Annotated in this window: 17 protein-coding genes and 1 pseudogene; 12 read left to right on the forward strand and 6 right to left on the reverse strand. The window is 73.0% G+C overall.

The features are described 5' to 3' along the window. The first annotated feature begins 66 nt into the window (after nucleotides 1-66). The 6 genes from ACVDFE_RS28155 (at nucleotide 67) to ACVDFE_RS28180 (ending at nucleotide 6463) form a co-directional block, all read left to right on the forward strand. The gene (locus ACVDFE_RS28155; protein ID WP_360384087.1) at nucleotides 67-966 is read left to right on the forward strand and encodes an SDR family oxidoreductase; all 900 of its coding nucleotides are present in this window, start codon (nucleotides 67-69) and stop codon (nucleotides 964-966) included. A gap of 221 nt (nucleotides 967-1187) precedes the next feature. Continuing rightward, nucleotides 1188-1808, forward strand: coding sequence for a DUF47 domain-containing protein (locus ACVDFE_RS28160; protein WP_360384090.1), 621 nt, complete (start codon nucleotides 1188-1190; stop codon nucleotides 1806-1808). Continuing rightward, a complete protein-coding gene (locus ACVDFE_RS28165; RefSeq protein ID WP_458432506.1) occupies nucleotides 1808-2797 on the forward strand; it encodes an anion permease in 990 nt (329 codons plus the stop codon). Before ACVDFE_RS28160 ends, ACVDFE_RS28165 begins: the two co-directional genes overlap by 1 nt. 122 nt (nucleotides 2798-2919) lie before the next feature. Further along, nucleotides 2920-4782 (forward strand): sigma-70 family RNA polymerase sigma factor, encoded by a 1863-nt coding sequence (locus tag ACVDFE_RS28170; RefSeq protein WP_458432507.1) that lies wholly within the window; start codon nucleotides 2920-2922, stop codon nucleotides 4780-4782. Nucleotides 4783-4850: 68 nt separating this feature from the next. Further along, on the forward strand, nucleotides 4851-5897 hold the full coding sequence (locus tag ACVDFE_RS28175) for a DUF1996 domain-containing protein (RefSeq protein WP_458432508.1): 1047 nt from the start codon (nucleotides 4851-4853) through the stop codon (nucleotides 5895-5897). Beyond that, nucleotides 5873-6463 (forward strand): DUF305 domain-containing protein, encoded by a 591-nt coding sequence (locus tag ACVDFE_RS28180; protein WP_458432509.1) that lies wholly within the window; start codon nucleotides 5873-5875, stop codon nucleotides 6461-6463. Before ACVDFE_RS28175 ends, ACVDFE_RS28180 begins: the two co-directional genes overlap by 25 nt. A 315-nt stretch (nucleotides 6464-6778) precedes the next feature. Here the strand turns inward: ACVDFE_RS28180 and ACVDFE_RS28185 are convergent, their stop codons facing one another. From ACVDFE_RS28185 to ACVDFE_RS28205, 5 genes are all read right to left on the reverse strand, one after another. After that, nucleotides 6779-7075: a hypothetical protein gene (locus ACVDFE_RS28185; protein ID WP_458432510.1), complete on the reverse strand. Its 297-nt coding sequence runs from the start codon at nucleotides 7073-7075 to the stop codon at nucleotides 6779-6781. 264 nt (nucleotides 7076-7339) lie between these two features. Beyond that, nucleotides 7340-7834 (reverse strand): MFS transporter, encoded by a 495-nt coding sequence (locus tag ACVDFE_RS28190; protein ID WP_458432511.1) that lies wholly within the window; start codon nucleotides 7832-7834, stop codon nucleotides 7340-7342. Continuing rightward, entirely contained in the window at nucleotides 7765-8328 is a 564-nt protein-coding gene (locus ACVDFE_RS28195; protein ID WP_458434411.1) for a M15 family metallopeptidase, read from the reverse strand. Before ACVDFE_RS28195 ends, ACVDFE_RS28190 begins: the two co-directional genes overlap by 70 nt. A 486-nt stretch (nucleotides 8329-8814) precedes the next feature. Further along, nucleotides 8815-9003 carry a hypothetical protein gene (locus ACVDFE_RS28200; protein ID WP_360384110.1) on the reverse strand — a complete coding sequence of 63 codons (189 nt, stop codon included), beginning with the start codon at nucleotides 9001-9003 and terminating at the stop codon, nucleotides 8815-8817. Between the two features lie 233 nt (nucleotides 9004-9236). After that, nucleotides 9237-9575: a hypothetical protein gene (locus ACVDFE_RS28205; RefSeq protein ID WP_458432513.1), complete on the reverse strand. Its 339-nt coding sequence runs from the start codon at nucleotides 9573-9575 to the stop codon at nucleotides 9237-9239. 55 nt (nucleotides 9576-9630) lie between these two features. Here ACVDFE_RS28205 and ACVDFE_RS28210 point away from each other — a divergent pair, with 55 nt between their 5' ends. The 5 genes and pseudogenes from ACVDFE_RS28210 to ACVDFE_RS28230 all read left to right on the forward strand — a co-directional run bounded on the left by ACVDFE_RS28210 (nucleotide 9631) and on the right by ACVDFE_RS28230 (nucleotide 13398). After that, nucleotides 9631-10368: a GAF and ANTAR domain-containing protein gene (locus ACVDFE_RS28210; RefSeq protein WP_458432514.1), complete on the forward strand. Its 738-nt coding sequence runs from the start codon at nucleotides 9631-9633 to the stop codon at nucleotides 10366-10368. Between the two features lie 40 nt (nucleotides 10369-10408). Continuing rightward, entirely contained in the window at nucleotides 10409-11176 is a 768-nt protein-coding gene (locus ACVDFE_RS28215; protein ID WP_458432515.1) for an IclR family transcriptional regulator, read from the forward strand. Nucleotides 11177-11281: 105 nt separating this feature from the next. Then, complete coding sequence (locus tag ACVDFE_RS28220; protein WP_360384122.1) at nucleotides 11282-12316, forward strand: aromatic ring-hydroxylating dioxygenase subunit alpha; 1035 nt, start codon at nucleotides 11282-11284, stop codon at nucleotides 12314-12316. Then, nucleotides 12313-12471, forward strand: a complete 159-nt coding sequence (locus ACVDFE_RS28225) for a hypothetical protein (protein ID WP_360384125.1) — start codon at nucleotides 12313-12315, stop codon at nucleotides 12469-12471. Before ACVDFE_RS28220 ends, ACVDFE_RS28225 begins: the two co-directional genes overlap by 4 nt. Then, nucleotides 12468-13398, forward strand: a pseudogene (locus tag ACVDFE_RS28230) (PDR/VanB family oxidoreductase). Before ACVDFE_RS28225 ends, ACVDFE_RS28230 begins: the two are co-directional and overlap by 4 nt. 13 nt (nucleotides 13399-13411) lie before the next feature. Here the strand turns inward: ACVDFE_RS28230 and ACVDFE_RS28235 are convergent. After that, on the reverse strand, nucleotides 13412-14572 hold the full coding sequence (locus ACVDFE_RS28235) for a beta-ketoacyl synthase N-terminal-like domain-containing protein (RefSeq protein ID WP_458432516.1): 1161 nt from the start codon (nucleotides 14570-14572) through the stop codon (nucleotides 13412-13414). 203 nt (nucleotides 14573-14775) lie between these two features. Between ACVDFE_RS28235 and ACVDFE_RS28240 the strand changes: the two genes are divergently transcribed. Further along, nucleotides 14776-17535 carry a sensor domain-containing protein gene (locus ACVDFE_RS28240; RefSeq protein ID WP_458432517.1) on the forward strand — a complete coding sequence of 920 codons (2760 nt, stop codon included), beginning with the start codon at nucleotides 14776-14778 and terminating at the stop codon, nucleotides 17533-17535. Nucleotides 17536-17567 lie beyond the last annotated feature (32 nt).

The raw sequence follows: 17567 nt of genomic DNA on the forward strand, positions 1-17567 counted from the left end.
GATTGGACGTCCGGTGCGCGGGAACACCTGCGGTTCCGACGTTCGATCATCGTGAGGTGACCGCCCATGGCAGCAGACCAGTACACCCGGCAGGACCCGAGGGAGCAGTACCCGCGTCCCGGCCGGCAGGAGGGCCAGGAGCAGGAGCACCCCGGCACCGGCAGCCGGATGGGTCCAGAGCCCGACCACGGCGAGCACACCTACCGGGGCAGCGACCGGCTGCGCGACACCAAGGCCGTGATCACCGGCGGCGACTCCGGCATCGGCCGCGCCACCGCGATCGCGTTCGCCCGCGAGGGTGCTGACGTGCTGCTCTGCTACCTGGAGGAGGAGCAGGCCGACGCCGAGCGCACCGCCGAGCTCGTGCGCGAAGCTGGCCGGCAGGCCGTGCTGGTCCCCGGCGACCTGCGCACCGAGGAGGCGTGCCGGGAGGTCGCCCGGCGCGCGGAGGAGGAGTTCGGGCGGATCGACGTCCTGGTCAACAACGCGGCCTACCAGATGGCGCAGGACGAGGGGCTGCTCGGCATCAGCAGCGACCAGTTCGACCGCGTGTTCAAGACGAACGTCTACGCGATGTTCTGGCTGACCAAGGCCGCCGTGCCGCTGATGCGACCGGGTGCGGCGATCATCAACACGTCGTCGATCCAGGCGTTCCAGCCCTCCCCCGAGCTGATGGACTACGCCGCCACCAAGGGCGCGATCGTCAACTTCACCAAGGCGCTCTCCGCCGACCTGGTCGACAAGGGCATCCGGGTCAACTCCGTGGCCCCCGGTCCGGTGTGGACACCGCTGATCCCCGCGACCATGCCCGCCGAGAAGGTCGACGACTTCGGCGCGCAGACACCGCTGGGCCGGGCCGCGCAACCGGCCGAGCTGGCACCGGTCTACGTCTTCTTCGCCTCGCAGGAGTCCAGCTACATCACCGGCGAGGTCCTCGGCGTCACCGGTGGCCAGCTGCTCACCTGACGAGGTGACAACGCGCTGTTTGCCCGCGACCCCGCCGGGTAACCGTGCCGCGTGCGCACCACCGACCGCATCCGCACCACGAGCCTGCCGGCGGTGCCACGCCGGCGGGCTGCGGGCGGGCAACCGCCGGGCTCCCCACCTCCCCCGGACGCGCACGCGACTGACCTCGGGCACGTCCGGAGACGCCGCACGACCCACCACGGCGAGGGAGGAACGACCGCATGCGCATCAGCCGCAAGCCCACGGGTGCCAAGTTCTTCGAGCTGTTCACCGAGATCGGCGCGAACATCGGCAGGAGCGTGGAGCTGCTGGGCGAGTTCGTGCGGGCGCCCGCCGACCGGCGGCAGGAGCTGGCGGAGCGCATGCACGCGCTGGAGAACGCCGGTGACGACGCCACGCACGCGATCATCGAGCACCTGGACCGGTCGTTCGTCACGCCGTTCGACCGGGAGGACATCTACCGGCTCGCGGCCAGGCTGGACGACGTCGTCGACCACATGGACGCCGCGGTCGACCTGGCGACCCTCTACCGCGTGGGTGAGCTGCCCGACGGCGTGAACGCGCAGGTGGACCTGCTGTGCCGGGCCGCCCAGCTGACCGCGGCGGCCATGCCCCGGCTGGCAGAGCCGCAGGAGCTGACCGCCTACTGGGTGGACGTGAACCAGGTCGAGAACGAGGCCGACCAGGTCTACCGGCGGCTGTTGTCGGAGCTGTTCAACGGGCAGCGCGACGCCCTGGAGGTCATGAAGCTCAAGGAGGTCGTGGACGAGCTGGAGGCAGCGGCCGACGCGTTCGAGCACGTGGCGAACGCCGTGCACTCGATCGCGGTCAAGGAGGCCTGATGCTCACCGCGGGCCTGGTGCTCGTGGTGGTGCTGGCACTGGCCTTCGACTTCACCAACGGCTTCCACGACGCCGCCAACGCCATCGCCACCGCGGTCTCCACCCGTGCGCTCACCCTGCGCGCCGCACTCGCGCTCGCGGCGGTGATGAACCTGGTCGGCGCGCTGCTGGGCACCGGCGTCGCGGTCACCATCGCCTCCGGTCTCATCGACACCCCGGTCGGCGACGACGCGCTGCACGTGGTCACCGCCGCCCTGGTCGGCGCCATCGCCTGGAACCTGGTCACCTGGTACTTCGGGCTGCCGTCGTCCTCGTCGCACGCGCTGGTGGGCGGCCTGGTCGGTGCCGCGCTGGCCTCCGCGACCACGGTGCACTGGGCGGGCGTGGTGGAGAAGGTCGTGATCCCGATGGTGGTCTCGCCCGTCGTCGGCCTGCTGCTCGGCTACCTGGTGATGACGGTGATCATGTGGGCGTTCCGCAACGCGAACGCGCACCGCGCGGGCCGGCTGATGCGCCGCGCCCAGGTGTTCTCCGCGGCGAGCCTCGCGCTGGGCCACGGCCTGCAGGACGCCCAGAAGAGCATGGGCGTGATCGTCCTGGCGCTGGTCGTCAGCGGCAACCAGGCCGGCTACTCGGTGCCGTTCTGGGTGATCGGGGCCTGCGCGCTGGCCCTGTCGGCCGGGACGTACGCCGGTGGTCTGCGGATCATGCGCACCCTCGGCCGGCGCATCTTCCACCTCACGCCGCCGCACGGCTTCGCCGCCGAGCTGTCCGCCTCCTCGGTGCTGTACCTGACCGCGTTCGTCTTCCACGCCCCGATCTCCACCACGCACGTCATCACCTCGGCGGTGATGGGCGTCGGCGCCACCACCCGCCGGTCCGCGGTGCGCTGGTCGGTGGCGGCGGACATCGCGAAGGGCTGGGTGCTGACGCTGCCCGCGTCCGCTACCGTCGCCGCCGGTGCCTACGGGCTCGTGGCGCTGCTCTGAGCTCCTGCCCGCGGCGGCGGCGGAGCGCTCGAAAGTTCTTCGAAGTTTTTTCGTTATTGCCGGGCGCCGGGGACATCTCCTGGTCAGAGGACCCTGGACCGGCAAGTGAGGTGGGCATGGCGGTGGCCGAGGAACCCGGCGTCGCGACGGTGGTGGCCGCACGCGACGGCGACCAGCGCGCGCTGGACGACCTGGTGAGCGGATACCTGCCCCTCGTCTACAACATCGTGGGGCACGCGCTCGGCGGTCACGCCGACACCGACGACGTGGTCCAGGAGACCATGCTGCGCGCGGTGCACGGGCTGTCCTCGCTGCGCGACCCGGCCGGGTTCCGGTCGTGGCTCGTCGTGATCGCGATGAACCAGATCCGGCTGCGGCACCGCGAAAACCAGCGGGTCCCGGTCACCGGACCGGTCCTGGAGGACGTCGCCGACCCCGGCGCTGACTTCGTCGACCTCACGATCATGCGGTTGCAGCTGTCCGGGCAGCGGCGCGAGGTCGTCGCGGCCACCCGCTGGCTCAGCGCCGACGAACGCGAACTGCTGTCGCTGTGGTGGCTGGAGGCGGCCGGCCGGCTGACCCGCACCGAGGTCGCCGACGCGCTGGAGCTGACGCCGCAGCACACCGCCGTGCGGGTGCAGCGGGTCAAGGCGCAGCTCGACGCCGCGCGGATCGTCGTGCGGACGCTGGAGCGCACGCCGCGCTGCCCCGAGCTGGCCGAGGTCGTCGCCGACTGGGACGGTGACCCCAGCCCGTTGTGGCGCAAGCGGATCGTCCGGCACAGCCGCGGCTGCCCCCGGTGTGAGCGGTGCGGGTACGACCTGGCCGCGGTCGAGGGACTGATCGCCCGGCTGCCGCTGGTGCCGCTGCCCGCCGCGTTCGGGTTCGGGCTCGACCAGTCGGCGCTCGTCGGGACGCAGGTGAGCATCTCCCCCGTCACCACGGCGCCCGCCGCCACCACGACGTCCACGGCGGCGACCGGCAAGTTCGGGGTGTTCCTGCAGGGCGCGCTGGTCAAACCGATCGCCGCCGCGGCGGCCGCCGTGCTGGCCGCGGGCATCGTGGTCGCCGTGCTGCCCTCGAAGGAGGAACCGGTCACCCGCGCGGTGTCCGCGACCACCTCCCAGAGCGCGCCCACGACCACACCGCCGGCCATCACCACCACTCCGTCACCAGCGCCGTCCACGGCGCCGCCGTCCTCGACGACGGTGGCCGCACCGCCCGTGCCCGCCGCGGCGCCGAAACCCGTTGCGGCGTCGGCGAAGAAGGGCGTCAGCACGTGGAACTTCTCCGGCGTCGGCAAGGCGCTCACCGACGTGCGCGCCGGGTGGTACTACAACTGGGCCGTGCACCCGGACGGCATCGCCACGCCGCCGAACGTCGAGTTCGTGCCGATGATCTGGGGCGCGAAGTTCACCGACGACGCCACGATCGCCCGCGCGAAGGCCAACGGGAAGGTGCTGCTCGGGTTCAACGAGCCGGACTTCCCCCATCAGGCCAACATGACGCCGGAGCAGGCGCTCGACCTGTGGCCGAAGCTCGCCGCCACCGGGTTGCGGCTCGGCAGCCCCGCCGTCGCGCACAGCGGTGACAAGCCGGGCGGCTGGCTCGACCGGTTCATGACCGGTGCGGCCCAGCGCGGCCTGCGGGTCGACTTCATCACCGTGCACTGGTACGGGTCGGACTTCAGCGCGGCGGCCGTGCAGCACCTGAAGAACTACCTCGACGCGGTGCACGCGCGGTACGGCAAACCGGTGTGGCTCACCGAGTACTCGCTCATCGACTTCTCCGGCGGCACACCCCGCTACCCGACCCAGGCGCAGCTCGCGGCGTTCGCCTGCGGTTCCAGCGCGATGATGGAGGGCCTGCCGCACGTCGAGCGGTATGCGTGGTTCGCGCTGCCCGCCGACAAGCCCGGCACCGGCCTCTACGCCCCCGGCGGCACCCCGAACCAGGCCGGCGAGGCCTACCGCGACGCGGGCTGAGCTCCCGCTCGCGTCCGCTCGTCCCGTTCCACCCCTGTGTCAGTCCACCCTGCCCGAAAGGACTTCCGATGACCCACGCCCCCACCCCGTCACGGCTGCGGAGGCGCGTCCTGATCGCGGTCCTCGCCGTGGCCGGTGTCGCGGCGTCCGCGGTGACCGCGAACGCGATGTTCTTCTCACCGCCCAAGCCACCGCCGGCCGCGGTCGCGCCGACCACGACCACGACGCCCGCCGCGCAGACCCGCACCGCGACGGCCGTTCCCGGGACTCCCGCTCCCGCTTCCGCACCGGCGACCACTCCGCCCACCACCGAGGCGGTCGCTCTCCTGCCGCCGCAGGCGCCGATCCCGCCGAACGCGGTGCGCGTGGCGGAGTTCGTGGCCGAGTGCCCGTTCACCCACCGGCTGCCGGACGACCCGATCGTCTTCCCGAACCTGCCCGGTGTCTCGCACCTGCACAGCTTCTTCGGCAACGTCTCCACGAACGCCCGCTCGGACGTGACGAGCCTGGGCGGCGCGACGAGCACGTGCAGCCCCAAGACCGACCTGTCGTCGTACTGGGTGCCCACCCTGCTGGTCGACGGCCAGCCCGTCGAGCCGACCGGCACCACGTTCTACTACCTCGGCGAGGGCGTGCGCGACGACGTGATCGCCCGCACCCAGCCGTTGCCGCGGGGCCTGCGGATCGTCGCGGGCAACGCCAAGGCCACCGCGCCGGACGACAGCACGCGGTCGCGCTGGTCATGCCTGCACGCCGGCCATGTCGGCGCCTCGAAGGACTTCGTGAACTGCCCGGCCGGCACGATGATCGAGTCCTACCTGGACTTCCCGCAGTGCTGGAACGGCAAGGACCTCGACTCCGCCGACCACAAGAGCCACATGTCCTACCCGGTCGCGGGCGACTGCCCGGCCACACACCCCGTGCCCGTGCCGAAGCTGCGCCAGGTGCTGCGCTACCCGGCCAACGGCGACCCGGCGCGGTTCAGGCTGTCGTCCGGTCCCGGCTACACGATGCACGGCGACTTCTTCAACGTGTGGCCCGAGGCCGAGATGGCGCAGCGCGTGCGCGACTGCATCAACCGGATCGTCAAGTGCGGACCGGACGGCCGCCCGTAGTGCGGGTCCTGCACGTCGCGGTGGTCCTGCTGGCGGCGGTCCTGCCGACGGGGTGCGGTGCGGTGGCCGAGGCACCACCGGCCGCTGTCCCGTCGCCTGCCGTCTCGTCGCCTGCCGTCTCGTCGCCAGCCGGGCCGACCGCGACGGACCTGGCGTTCGTGGACCTCGTGATCCCGCAGAACGAGTCGGCGCTGGCCGCCTTGGCGCTGGTCGCCGGCCGTCCCGGCTCCGCGCTGCGTCCGGTGGCCGAGCAGCTCGGTGCCGGTTATCGAGCTGAGCTGGTCCAGGCCAGGGAGGTGCTCGCGCGGGCGGGCCGGCCGGAGTCCGGTGAGCACGCGGGCCACGACATGCCCGGCATGATCACGCCCGCCGAGCTGGCCGCGGCCGGCGGCGCGCGGGACGCCGACTTCGACGGGCAGCTGCGGACGTTGCTGCGCACCCAGTGCGAGGAGGCGCGGACAGTCGCCCGTGCGGAGCTGTCGGCCGGGACGAGCAGGCAGGCACTCGACCTGGGTGCGCGGATCGAGCGCAGCAGGGCGGAGTTCCTGGTGCTGCTGGGGTCGTGACCGGCTCACCGCGACGGTCATCGGGGCGGTGGTCGAGAATCGTCGCGTGTCTCCTGCGAACGACCTCGACCTCCCCCGGCTGCTGGCCACCGGCAGCACCGGCCCCGCACCCACCGAGCTGGTGGTCCCGGCCCTGCTGCTGCGCGCCCCCACCGCGACGTGGTCGGAGCTCGTCCACATCTACGTGCCGCACGGCCCGACGGTCGCGTTCAGCGGCCGTGACCTCCGTTCACCCGGCATCGCGAAGGCCACCGAGGTGGCCCGTGCGGCGGGGTTCGCGACGGTGGTGCGCTCGCCGGGCGGGCGGATGGTCGCCTACGACGCCGGTGCCGTCGTGATCGACCACCTCGACCGCACCACCGGAATCCGGCACGCCGGCAGCGCCACGTTCGCCGCCAACGCCGAGAGCCACGTGCGGGTGCTGCGCGGGCTCGGTGACGTCGACGCCCGCGTCGGCGAGGTCGACGGCGAGTACTGCCCCGGCGAGTACAGCATCAACGTGGCGGGCACCGCCAAGGTCGTGGGCTCGGCCCAGCGGGTCACCGCGACCGGGTCGCTGTTCAGCACCGTCGTCCAGGTCGCCGTGTCGGACGAGGTCCGCGCCGTGCTCACCGCGGTGTCGCAGGCGCTGGGCTACGGACTGCGGGAGAAGCTCGATCGCCGGGCTGGCCGACTACGCGCCGGGGCTGTCCTCGGCGGAGGTCGCGGCGGCGTTCGCGGCGGACTACCGCGACCGGCTCGGGTTGGCCGACGGGCAGGTCCCCGCCGCGGTCGCCGCCCACGCGGCCGGGGTGGTGCCGGAGGGAGCGGGACCGTTCCACGTGGACGACTGGACCCGCGCGCACCCGGTGCCCAGCACCTGACGCCCGATGCCGGTCACCCGGGACCGATCCGCTCCGGCAACCCCGCCGCGACCACCAGCGCCGCTCCCTCGAACTTGGTCGCCCGCGCGAACCGCCCGTCCACCACCGTCCCGGCGTCCGGTGCCACCGCGCACACCACCGACACCGCCGTGAACACCGCGACACCGAGGACGAACACGCGGCGGCGCCCCCACCGGTCCCCCGCCGCCGCTGCCGTCAGCAGCAGCACGGCGAAGCTCAGCGCGTAGCCGTTGACCGTCCACTCCAGCTCGGTGACCGACGCGCCGAGGTCCGTTCTGACCGCCGTCAGCGCGGTCGTCACGAGCACCCACGTGCGGGTGGCCGCTGTCCTTCCCCCTCTGGCTCCGGCCGGTGCCACCCGACGCCGGCACCTCGGGGTGTGGACCCGTGGAGGCGGTGAAAGGAATCCGAGGCGTTTCAGCCCAGTGCGGTGCCCTGCGGTTGCGGGCACTGGCCGCCGGGCGAGGTCAGCAGCTCGAAGTGCCACATCTCGTTGGCGAACGCCTGGCAGAGCCCGTGGTCCGCGCCGTGCTGGACCAACCAGTCCGCGGCGGCGGTCGGCCCGATGTCGATGGCGTGCCCGGTCACGTGCTTCGACTTCTCCGGCGGGTGCACGAGCTTGCGGGCCTCCTCCGCGCTGCGGTACCGCGCGGTGGCCTCGTCCAGCAGCCGCTGCTGGTACCGCTTGCTGCGCCAGCCCGACGTCACCTTCAGCTCCACCCCGCGCGCCGCGGCGTCCACGGCGGCCGCCCGCGCCGCCGCGAGCAGTGCGGGGTCGAGGTTGGCGATGGCAGGGTGGTCGTCGTCCTGCAACGAGATGCTCTCGTTCTCCGGGATGCTGCCGTCACCGTCCGCCCGGGAGCTGCCACCTCCCGAGTGGACGGTGCCGGCCTCCGGCGGTGTCGCACAGGCCGTCACCACGAGCACGAGCACCACCGCGCAGGCGGTGCGAAGTCCGTTGCCGCCCGCGTGTCCCCGCATCACCACTGGTCCGTCTCCTCGTCGTCGCGCGCCGGGTGTGCTCGACGATGCCGCGCCGATGTGATCGGCCGTCGCGCAAAATGTGCTCGTTCTGCAACGACCTGTCGACGGGGTGCCCGTGAGGACCGCTCGTCCGGGAACAGCGGACCGCGCCGGGTGGGCCGGTCAGGTCACGCAGTTGCCGCGTTCCAGCTCCTTCGCGCGCCGGGCCACCGCACCCGACCGCGCGAGCTGGCCGCCCAGCGGGGTTGCTCGAAGCCGCTACCGGGCTGGTGGCCAACGTGCACTGGAGTGCCGCCGTGCTGCGCTCGGCCCACGAGGTGTTGTCGGCGGCGGGTGCGGAGGCGTTCGCCCGACGGTGGACGAGCACCTGCGGCTGATCTTCCACGAGCTCGGGGTGACCTCACGCCGGCAGCTGCGCGACCACCCCGGCCTCGGTCCGCGCACGTGACGGGCCGGTGGCCGCGGCCACCGGCTCGTCCGGTCTCACTCGACGTCGTCACCGCCGAGGCCCATGCCGCCGGTCCCGCGGCCGTCCTCGTCTGGCACGTCCTCGGGGGTGTCGCTCGGCGGCCGCCGCGACACCTCGGCCTCCGTCTCGGTCAGGGGTGTGCCGCTCGCTTCCTCCGCGGCTCCCCGCTGCACCGTCTCCTCGTCCCGGTCCGGTCCGGTCACGGCACTCTCCTCCTGGAGGTCGGCTTCCGTCCGTGCGGCATACCCGCCAGCGGCGTGGTGAACCGGCGAACGCGGTGCGGATCGCGCGAACGCAGATCCGCACCGCGCTACCGGACCCGCGCGGTTGCTGGCTGTTGAACAACACTGCCGAACACAGCCCGACCACACGCGCGGTGCCGCCGCGTCCGGCGCACCGGGCCCGGCGGACCGGGAGTTCCCTGCCGGGTCCGGTGCTACGCCTGGTTCCACAGAGGACTGGGGGTTTTCGTGATCACGATTTGGCAGCGCTCTCGCGGTCGGCCACGGCGGTGCTGCGCGGCTGCGGCCCGGTGTTCCGCGACGCCCATGCCCCCGTGCTCCGCCGCACGCGTGTGGGCAGCGGCTGCCCGCTCGTGCGCACGCGCGGAGCTGATCAGGCTCTCCCGCAACCGCTGTCGTGCCTGCGCCGCGTGCAGGCGCGCCTCGGCCGGCGCGGCCATGGCCGTGCTGACGTCACCCGAGCTCGACGCCCTGCCGGCCCGCGTCTTGAGCCGGGCCCGGCGCGACTCCAGCGCACGGATGCGCCGTTCCACTCCGTGCACCCGTACCGCACCCGTGTACCGGCGGCCGTTCCGGGTAACCACCCGCATGGCCACCGACACCGCAGGCCCGCCGGACGAGGGCCACCTCGGACTCCCCGCCGAGCGCGAGCCGGACCTGGCAGCGCACCTGACCAGGATCGCCCGTGCGCTCCAGCAGCAGCACGGCGAGCAGGAGACGATGGACGCGATCGTCCACGCCGCGGCCGGGACCATTCCGGGTGCCGAGCACGCGGGCATCATGACCGTGCTCGGCCGCAGGGAGATCCGGACCGTCGCCACGACCGGTGACCTGCCGTGCGAGGTCGACCAGGCGCAGCTCGCGTCCGGTGAGGGTCCCTGCCTGACCGCCCTGTACGACGAGAAGATCGTCTCCGTCCCCGACGTCGCCGGTGACGACCGGTGGCCCGTGTTCACCGGGAAGGCCGCGGACCTGGAGGTCGGCAGCATGCTGTCGTTCCAGCTGTTCGTGCAGGACGAGGACCTCGGCGCGCTCAACCTGTACTCCGCGCGGACGGGTGCGTTCGACGACGAGTCGCAGCACGTCGGCAGCCTGTTCGCCGGGCACGCGGCGATCGCGCTCGCCTCCGCCCAGGAACGCAGCCAGCTGAGCGCGGCGGTAGCGACCCGCGACCTGATCGGCCAGGCCAAGGGCATCCTGATGGAACGCCACCAGATCACCGCGGACCAGGCGTTCGCGGTGCTCACCCGCGCGAGCCAGCACACCAACCTCAAGCTGCGCGACATCGCCGAGCAGCTCACCAGGACCCGCCGCCTGCCCACCTGACTTGATCCAGGTCGCACACCACCCCGGGCAAGATGACGGGGTGAGTGCCCCGCGTCGAGGCCGGCCCACCGGTCCCACCGGACCGGTCATCGGCCGTGCGCTGCAGCTGCTCGACGCGTTCGACGCCGAGCACCGCGAGCTGACGCTGAGCGACCTCGCGCGGCGGGCCGGGTTGCCGTTGTCGACCGCGCACCGGCTGATGCAGGAGCTGTGCGCGTGGGGTGCCGCCGAGCGGGGTGCGGACGGGCTCTACCGGATCGGGCTGCGGCTGTGGGAGCTCGGCTCGCTCGCGCCGCGCGGTCCGGGGTTGCGGGAGACCGCGTTGCCGTTCCTGGAGGACCTGTCCCAGGTCACGAGGGAGAACGTGCAGCTCGCCGTCCGGGAGGGCACCGAGGTCGTGTTCGTCGAGCGGATCGCGGGGTCGGTCGCCGTGCCGGTGCTGACCCGCGTGGGCGACCGGTTCGCGCTCACCGCCACCGGTGTCGGCCTGGTGCTGCTCGCGCACGCGCCGGTCGAGGTGCAGGAGGACGTGCTGAGCGGTCCGATCGACCGCTACACCGCCAGGACCGTCACCGATCCGGCCCAGCTGCGGCGGATGCTCGCCGCCGTCCGGTCGAACGGCTTCTCGGTCAGCGACCGGCAGGTGACCATGGACGCCCTCTCGGTCGGCGCGCCGGTCCACGATGAGCACGGCGAGGTCGTCGCCGCCGTGTCGCTGGTGGTGCGGCACGGCACCATGACGCCGCACGCGCTGGCGCCGCTCGTGCGCACCAGCGCTCAGGCGATCTCCCGAGCGCTCTGCGGCTAACGGCGTCAGGGCTTCCATTTTCCGGAAACGGCGCTTCGCCGCGTGCGGTGGTCTCCGCCACGCTGTGCTCTCCCACCACGGAGCAACACCGGCGAAGGAGCCCGAATGACCGGCTTTCCGCGCGACCAGTGGTACGTCGCCGCGTACGGGTCCGAGATCGAGCACGACCTGTTCAGCCGCACCGTCTGCGGTGAGCCGATCCTGTTCTGGCGCACCCGTGGCGGTGCGGTGACGGCGATGCCGGACCGGTGCGTGCACCGGCGGTTCCCGCTGTCGCAGGCGCCGTCGCGGCTCGTCGACGACCAGGTGGTGTGCGGCTACCACGGGTTCACCTACGACGCGGGCGGCCGGTGCGTCGCCGTGCCGGGGCAGACCCGCATCCCGCGCACGGCCCGGCTGCTGCCCTACCCCGTGGTGGAGCAGGACTCGTTCGTGTGGGTGTTCATCGGCGACCCGGAGAAGGCCGACGCGGCGCGCATCCCGCGGGCGCCGTGGCTCGTCGCGCCGGACTACACGACGGTGTGCGGCATGGAGCCGTTGCAAGCCAGGTACTCGCTGCTCGTGGACAACCTGCTGGACCTCTCGCACGAGACCTACCTGCACGGCGGCTACATCGGCACGCCGGAGGTCGCGTCCACCCCGATCACGACCGAGGTCGACGAGGACGCGGGCATCATCTACGTGTCGCGGCACATGGACGACGCGGAGTGCCCGCCGTTCTACTCGAAGTCGACGGGCCTGGAGGGCCGGATCGCGCGCTGGCAGGACATCGAGTACACGCCGCCGTGCCTGTACAAGCTGCACAGCCGCATCGCGCCGGTCGGGTCCACGCCGAACCCCGACGGCACCGACCCGGACGCCTTCCACGTCGAGGTCGTGTACGCGATCACGCCGGAGACCGAGACCTCGACGCACGACTTCTGGGCCGTGGCACGGGACTTCGCGCTCGGCGACGAGGAGGTCTCGGCGTTCCTCGCGGAGAGCAACCGCACCGTCGTGCTGCAGGACGTCGTGGCGCTGAACGTGCTGGAGCAGGTCATCGCGTCCGAACCGGAGGGCTACCAGGAGCTGTCGATCAACATCGACACCGGCGGGCTGGCCGCGCGGCGGATGCTCGGGCGCCTGTGCGAGCCGGCGTGAACGCGCTCACCGGCGAGCGGGTCAACCGCGTCCACTGGGTGCCCGGCACCGACCGGCTCCGCGCGACCTGCCACTGCGCGGCGGAACGCGAGTTCGAGGGCCCGGTCGAGCTGTGGGACTGGCTGCTCGCCCACCCCGCGGGGCACACGCCGTGAAACTGCTGCTGGAACGCAAGGAACCGGTCGCCGACGGGGTGGTGCTGCTGACGTTGCGGCACCCCGCGGGCGACCCGCTGCCGCGGTGGACGCCGGGCGCGCACGTCGACCTGGTGCTCGCCGACGGGGTGGTGCGCCAGTACTCGCTGTGCGGCGACCCGGCCGACACGTCGGTCCTCCAGGTGGCCGTCCTGCTCGAACCGGGCGGCCGCGGCGGCTCGCGGCACGTGCACGAGGTGCTCACCGCCGGGCAGGAGGTCGAGGTGCACGGGCCGCGCAACCACTTCGAGCTTCGTCGAGGCGAAGCGGCACCTGTTCATCGCGGGCGGCATCGGCATCACGCCGATCCTGCCGATGATCGCCGCGGTGACGGCGGCGGGAGGTGACTGGCGGCTCGTCTACGGCGGCCGGACGCGGTCCTCCATGGCGTTCCGCGCGCAGCTGGAGCACCTGCCCGCGGTGGAGCTGCGCCCCGAGGACGAGCACGGCCTGCTGGACCTGGCCGCGCTGCTGGGCGAACCCGAGGAGGGCACGGCCGTGTACTGCTGCGGCCCGGAAGGCCTGCTGGCCGCGGTCGAGCAGCACTGCGCGCGGTGGCCGGAGGGCACCCTCCACGTCGAACGGTTCGCGCCGAAGCCCGGCGCCGGCGAGGGACCGCGGCAGGACTTCGAGGTCGAGCTGGCGCAGACCGGGACCACGGTGCGGGTGCCGGCGGGACAGTCCGTGCTCGACGCCGTCGAACGGGCCGGGGTGTCCGTGCTGTCGTCCTGCCGGGAGGGCACCTGCGGCACGTGCGAGACGGGCGTGCTCGACGGCGTGCCGGACCACCGGGACTCCGTCCTCACCGCGGCCGAACAGGACTGCGGCGACGTGATGATGATCTGCGTGTCCCGGTCCCGCTCACCGCGGCTGGTGCTGGACCTCTGACCGGCGGCGCGGCTCAGGCCGGCGGTGCCAGCACGACCGCGGAGTTGTGCCCGCCCATGCCCAGCGACGACTTGATCGTGATGCCGTCCGCGACCGGTGTGGGCCCGTTGAGCAGCCGCGGGTGTCCCGGTGCGACGACCGGTGGCGCCGGGACGACCCCGCGGTCGTAGGCCATGGCCGTCACCGCGACCTCCACGGCGGACGCGGCGCCCTGGCAGTGGCCGGTCAGCGGCTTCACCGAGTAGATGCCGGTGTCCGGTCCGAACAGCTGTTCCAGCACGGCGGCCTCGGCGGCGTCGCACTGGGCCGTGCCGGGGCCGTGGGCGTTGAGGTAGCGCACGTCGGCGGCGCTCACGCCGGCGTTGTCGAGCGCGTCGGTGAAGCAGGTGGTGATCTGGTCGAGCCGCGGGTCGATCGAGGTCACGTGGTAGGCGTCGTGCGACATCGCGCCGCCGAGCGTCATCGCGTACGGGTTGGACGCGCGGCGCGACAGGACGAACGCCACGGACGCCTCGCCCATCACGAAGCCGCGGCTGCCCTGCTGGAACGGCCGGCACGCGTCGAGCGGCTCGGCGTCCACGATGGCCACTCCCAGGCGGACGAAGTGGGCCACGTTCTCCGGGGTGAGGGACAGGTCCGTCGCCACGAACACGACGTCGTCGACGATTCCGGCGTCCAGCCAGGCCTTGGCGGTGATGAGCCCGGCGTTGCCGGACGCGCACATCGCCGAGACGTTCATGGCCGGACCGTGGAAACCGTATTCCTGCATGAACATCGACATCGGGGTGGACGGCATCAACGCCAGGTAGTCGTGCACCGGCAGATCGCCACCGCGCGTGACGTAGAACTCGCGCCACAGGTCGACCTCGCCGAGCACGACGGCGTGCAGCAGACCGACCCGGCGCCCCGGCTGCCAGCCGCGCGCACCGGCGTCCTCGACCGCCTCCCTGGCCGCGGCCCGCATGGCCTGGGTGAACCGGCTCGGCCCGTCGGCCGGGTCACCGCCCTCGCCCACGCACGCCGCCCAGACGGTGTCGCCGGGGAAACGGGCCAGCTCAGGCACCACGACGGCGGCCGGTCTCCCGCTCACCAGACCGTCCCAGAGCGACTGGCGGCCCCAGCCGTACGCGCTGACGACGCCGATTCCGCAGACACCCACACCACGCGCGACCATATCCCGCTCCCCCACACCGAGGGCCGACACCTCACACCAGCATAAACGGGTCGGTCGGCTCGCGAACACATCAATCGGCAGTCTACAATGGACTGTTGACGGGACCCCTGGCCGCCCGTCGCTCCCGGCGACCGGATATAACGGCTCACCGTGTTCACGCCAGACGGGTGCGGCTCTGGCACGGTGTGTAGTAGGACTTCACGATGGCCACGCCACCGCGAGTCCGGGGGACGATCGGATCTGGGAGCGACGACGTGAGCGGCCTGACCGGCGACGCCGAGTTCGACCACGAGCTGCTGGCCGACCTCGCGCTCTCGGTCGGTGCCGCCGTGGCGTGGTGGCTGGACCTGGGCACCGACCGGTTCGGCTGGACGGCGGGCCTCGACTCGGTGCTCGGCCTGCCCGGTGCGGACGCCGACGCCGTGCGCGCCCGGCTGACCGAGCTCGTCGCGCCGCTGACCGTGGCGGCGCGGGCGGCCTCGGCGTGGCAGGAGTTCGAGCTGGAGCAGCCGCTGGAGACCCCCGGCGGCCGGCGCTGGCTGCTGTTCCACGCCCGCGTCTCGGCCCGCGGTGGTGAGCGGGCGCTGGTCGGCGTCGCCGCGGACGTGACCCGGCGGCACGCCCAGCAGCAGGAGCTGGCCGACCTCGCCGACCGCTACCGGCTGCTGGTGGACCTGTCGCCGGACGCGATCGTGGTGCACGAGGCCGGTGTGCTCGTGTACGCGAACCCGACAGCGGTCCGGTTCGTGCGGGCGCAGTCCGAGGGCGACCTGCTCGGGCGGCCGATCACCGACTTCGTCCACCCGGACTCGCAGTCCGACATGCTGCGGCGGATCGAGAAGCTGACCGTGCCGGGCGCGACCAGCGACCCCGCGGACGCCGTGCTGCTGCGGCGCGGCGGCGGCACCCTGGACGTCGAGTCGGTGTCGGTGCGCACGACCTGGGAGGGCCGGCCGGCGTTCCAGGTGATCATGCGGGACGTCACCGAGCAGAAGGCGGCCGCCGCGGCGCTGACCTACCAGGCCGCGCTCGTCGCGCACGTCAGCGACGCGTTGATCGCCACCACCGCGGACGGCGTCGTGACCAGCTGGAACCCCAGCGCCGAGCACGTCTACGGGCACCGCGCGGCCGATGCGATCGGCCAGCCCATCGGCGCCGTGGTCGGCGCCGCGCTGTACCCGGCCGCCGTGCTGGAGGCGGGTGGCGTGGTCCAAGCGGAGCACCACCGCTCCGACGGCGAGGCGCTGGCGGTGCGGGTGTCCGTGGCGCGGATGGCCGACGGCTACGTGCTGATCTGCGCCGACGAGACCGCGCGCCGCCGGGCCGAGCGCCACTTCACGGCCGTGGTCGCCGCGATCGAGGAGGGCGTGCTGGTGGTCGGCCCGACCGGCCTGGTCGAGTCGGTCAACCCGGCGGCCGAACGGATTCTCGGCGTGCGCGCGCAGGACGCCATCGGTCAGGCGGCGTCGCTGACCGAGCTGCACGACGAGGCGGGCCGTCCGGTGCCGGTGGACCAGTTCCCGTCCGCGATCACCAGGGCGACGGGCCGCTCGCAGCACGGCCGCATCCTGCGCGCGCTGCGGCCGGACGGCACCCGCGTCTGGCTGTCGCTGAGCGCCCGCGCGCTCAACCAGGACGGCCGGCTGCCGTCGGCGACGGTCGTGTCGTTCACCGACATCACCGAGCGCCGCCTGATGGACAGCAGGCTGGAGCACGAGGCGACGCACGACGCGCTGACCGGCCTGTGCAACCGCACGGTGACGATCAACCGGCTCAGCCCGGCCGCGCGGGCGCACCGCTCGGGGCTCACCGCGGTGCTGTTCATCGACCTGGACAAGTTCAAGGTCATCAACGACTCGCTGGGCCACAGCGCAGGCGACGAGGTGCTGCGGGTCGTCGGCACGCGGCTGAGCCGCAGCTCCCGCCGGGGTGACGTGGTGGGCAGGCTCGGCGGCGACGAGTTCACCGTCATCGCCTACGGCGTGACCGGCCCCGAGGAGGCGCACGCACTGGCCGGCCACGTGCGCGCCGAGCTCAACCGGCCGATCACCGTGCAGGGCCGGCAGCTGCACGTCGACGCGAGCGTGGGCATCGTGCTGGCCGACCCGAGCGACGCCCGCGACGGCGCCGACCTGCTGCGCGACGCCGACCTCGCCATGTACCGGGCGAAGACCGACGGCCGCGGCCGCATCGCGTTCTTCGACGTGGAGCTGCGCGACCGCATCCAGCGCCGGCTGCAGCTGGAGCAGGACCTGCGCCGCGCGCCGCTGAGCGACCAGCTGTGGCTCGCCTACCAGCCGATCATCGACGTCGCCACGGGCCGCCGCACGGCCGTGGAGGGCCTGCTGCGCTGGACGCACCCCCGCTACGGCCTCATCTCCCCCGGCGAGTTCATCACGCTCGCCGAGGAGAGCGACCTGATCAACATCATCGGCGCGCACATGCTGCACACCGCGACCCGCGAGCTCGCCGTGCTGGCCCCGCACCTGCAGCTGACCGTGAACCTGTCGGCCCGCCAGCTCGACGACCCGTGGCTCGTCTCGGCCATCCGGCACGCCACCCACGAGGCGGGCCTGCCCCCGGAGTCGCTCTGCCTGGAGATCACCGAGAGCGCCCTGATGCGCGATCCCGCACTGGCCGCCCGCACCCTGTCGGCGCTGCGCGACCTGGGCGTGCGGCTCGCGATCGACGACTTCGGCACCGGCTACTCCTCGCTCGCCCAGCTGCTCACCCTGCCGCTGGACACGCTCAAGATCGACCGGTCGTTCACGTCGGGCCTGGGCCGGTCCGCGGAGGCCGAGGCGATCGTCACGAGCATCATCGCCATGGCCCACGCGGTCGACCTGAGCGTCATCGCGGAAGGGGTGGAGCAGGCCGAGCAGCTCGACGTGCTGCGGGAGCTGGGCTGCGACCAGGCGCAGGGGTTCCTGCTGGGCCGGCCGGTGCCGCTGGCCGACCTGTGAGCCGCGGCCGGAGCCGTCCGGCCGCGACCCGC

It is taken from the genome of Lentzea chajnantorensis (assembly GCF_054300775.1).

What these genes read in the sequence shown, in the direction of transcription:
- ACVDFE_RS28195 (WP_458434411.1), bottom strand. Translation starts at nt 8,328, where the DNA reads ATGCGGGGACACGCGGGCGGCAACGGACTTCGCACCGCCTGCGCGGTG.
- ACVDFE_RS28160 (WP_360384090.1), top strand. Translation starts at nt 1,188, where the DNA reads ATGCGCATCAGCCGCAAGCCCACGGGTGCCAAGTTCTTCGAGCTGTTC.
- ACVDFE_RS28220 (WP_360384122.1), top strand. Translation starts at nt 11,282, where the DNA reads ATGACCGGCTTTCCGCGCGACCAGTGGTACGTCGCCGCGTACGGGTCC.
- ACVDFE_RS28155 (WP_360384087.1), top strand. Translation starts at nt 67, where the DNA reads ATGGCAGCAGACCAGTACACCCGGCAGGACCCGAGGGAGCAGTACCCG.
- ACVDFE_RS28175 (WP_458432508.1), top strand. Translation starts at nt 4,851, where the DNA reads ATGACCCACGCCCCCACCCCGTCACGGCTGCGGAGGCGCGTCCTGATC.
- ACVDFE_RS28235 (WP_458432516.1), bottom strand. Translation starts at nt 14,572, where the DNA reads ATGGTCGCGCGTGGTGTGGGTGTCTGCGGAATCGGCGTCGTCAGCGCG.
- ACVDFE_RS28240 (WP_458432517.1), top strand. Translation starts at nt 14,776, where the DNA reads ATGGCCACGCCACCGCGAGTCCGGGGGACGATCGGATCTGGGAGCGAC.
- ACVDFE_RS28165 (WP_458432506.1), top strand. Translation starts at nt 1,808, where the DNA reads ATGCTCACCGCGGGCCTGGTGCTCGTGGTGGTGCTGGCACTGGCCTTC.
- ACVDFE_RS28210 (WP_458432514.1), top strand. Translation starts at nt 9,631, where the DNA reads ATGGCCACCGACACCGCAGGCCCGCCGGACGAGGGCCACCTCGGACTC.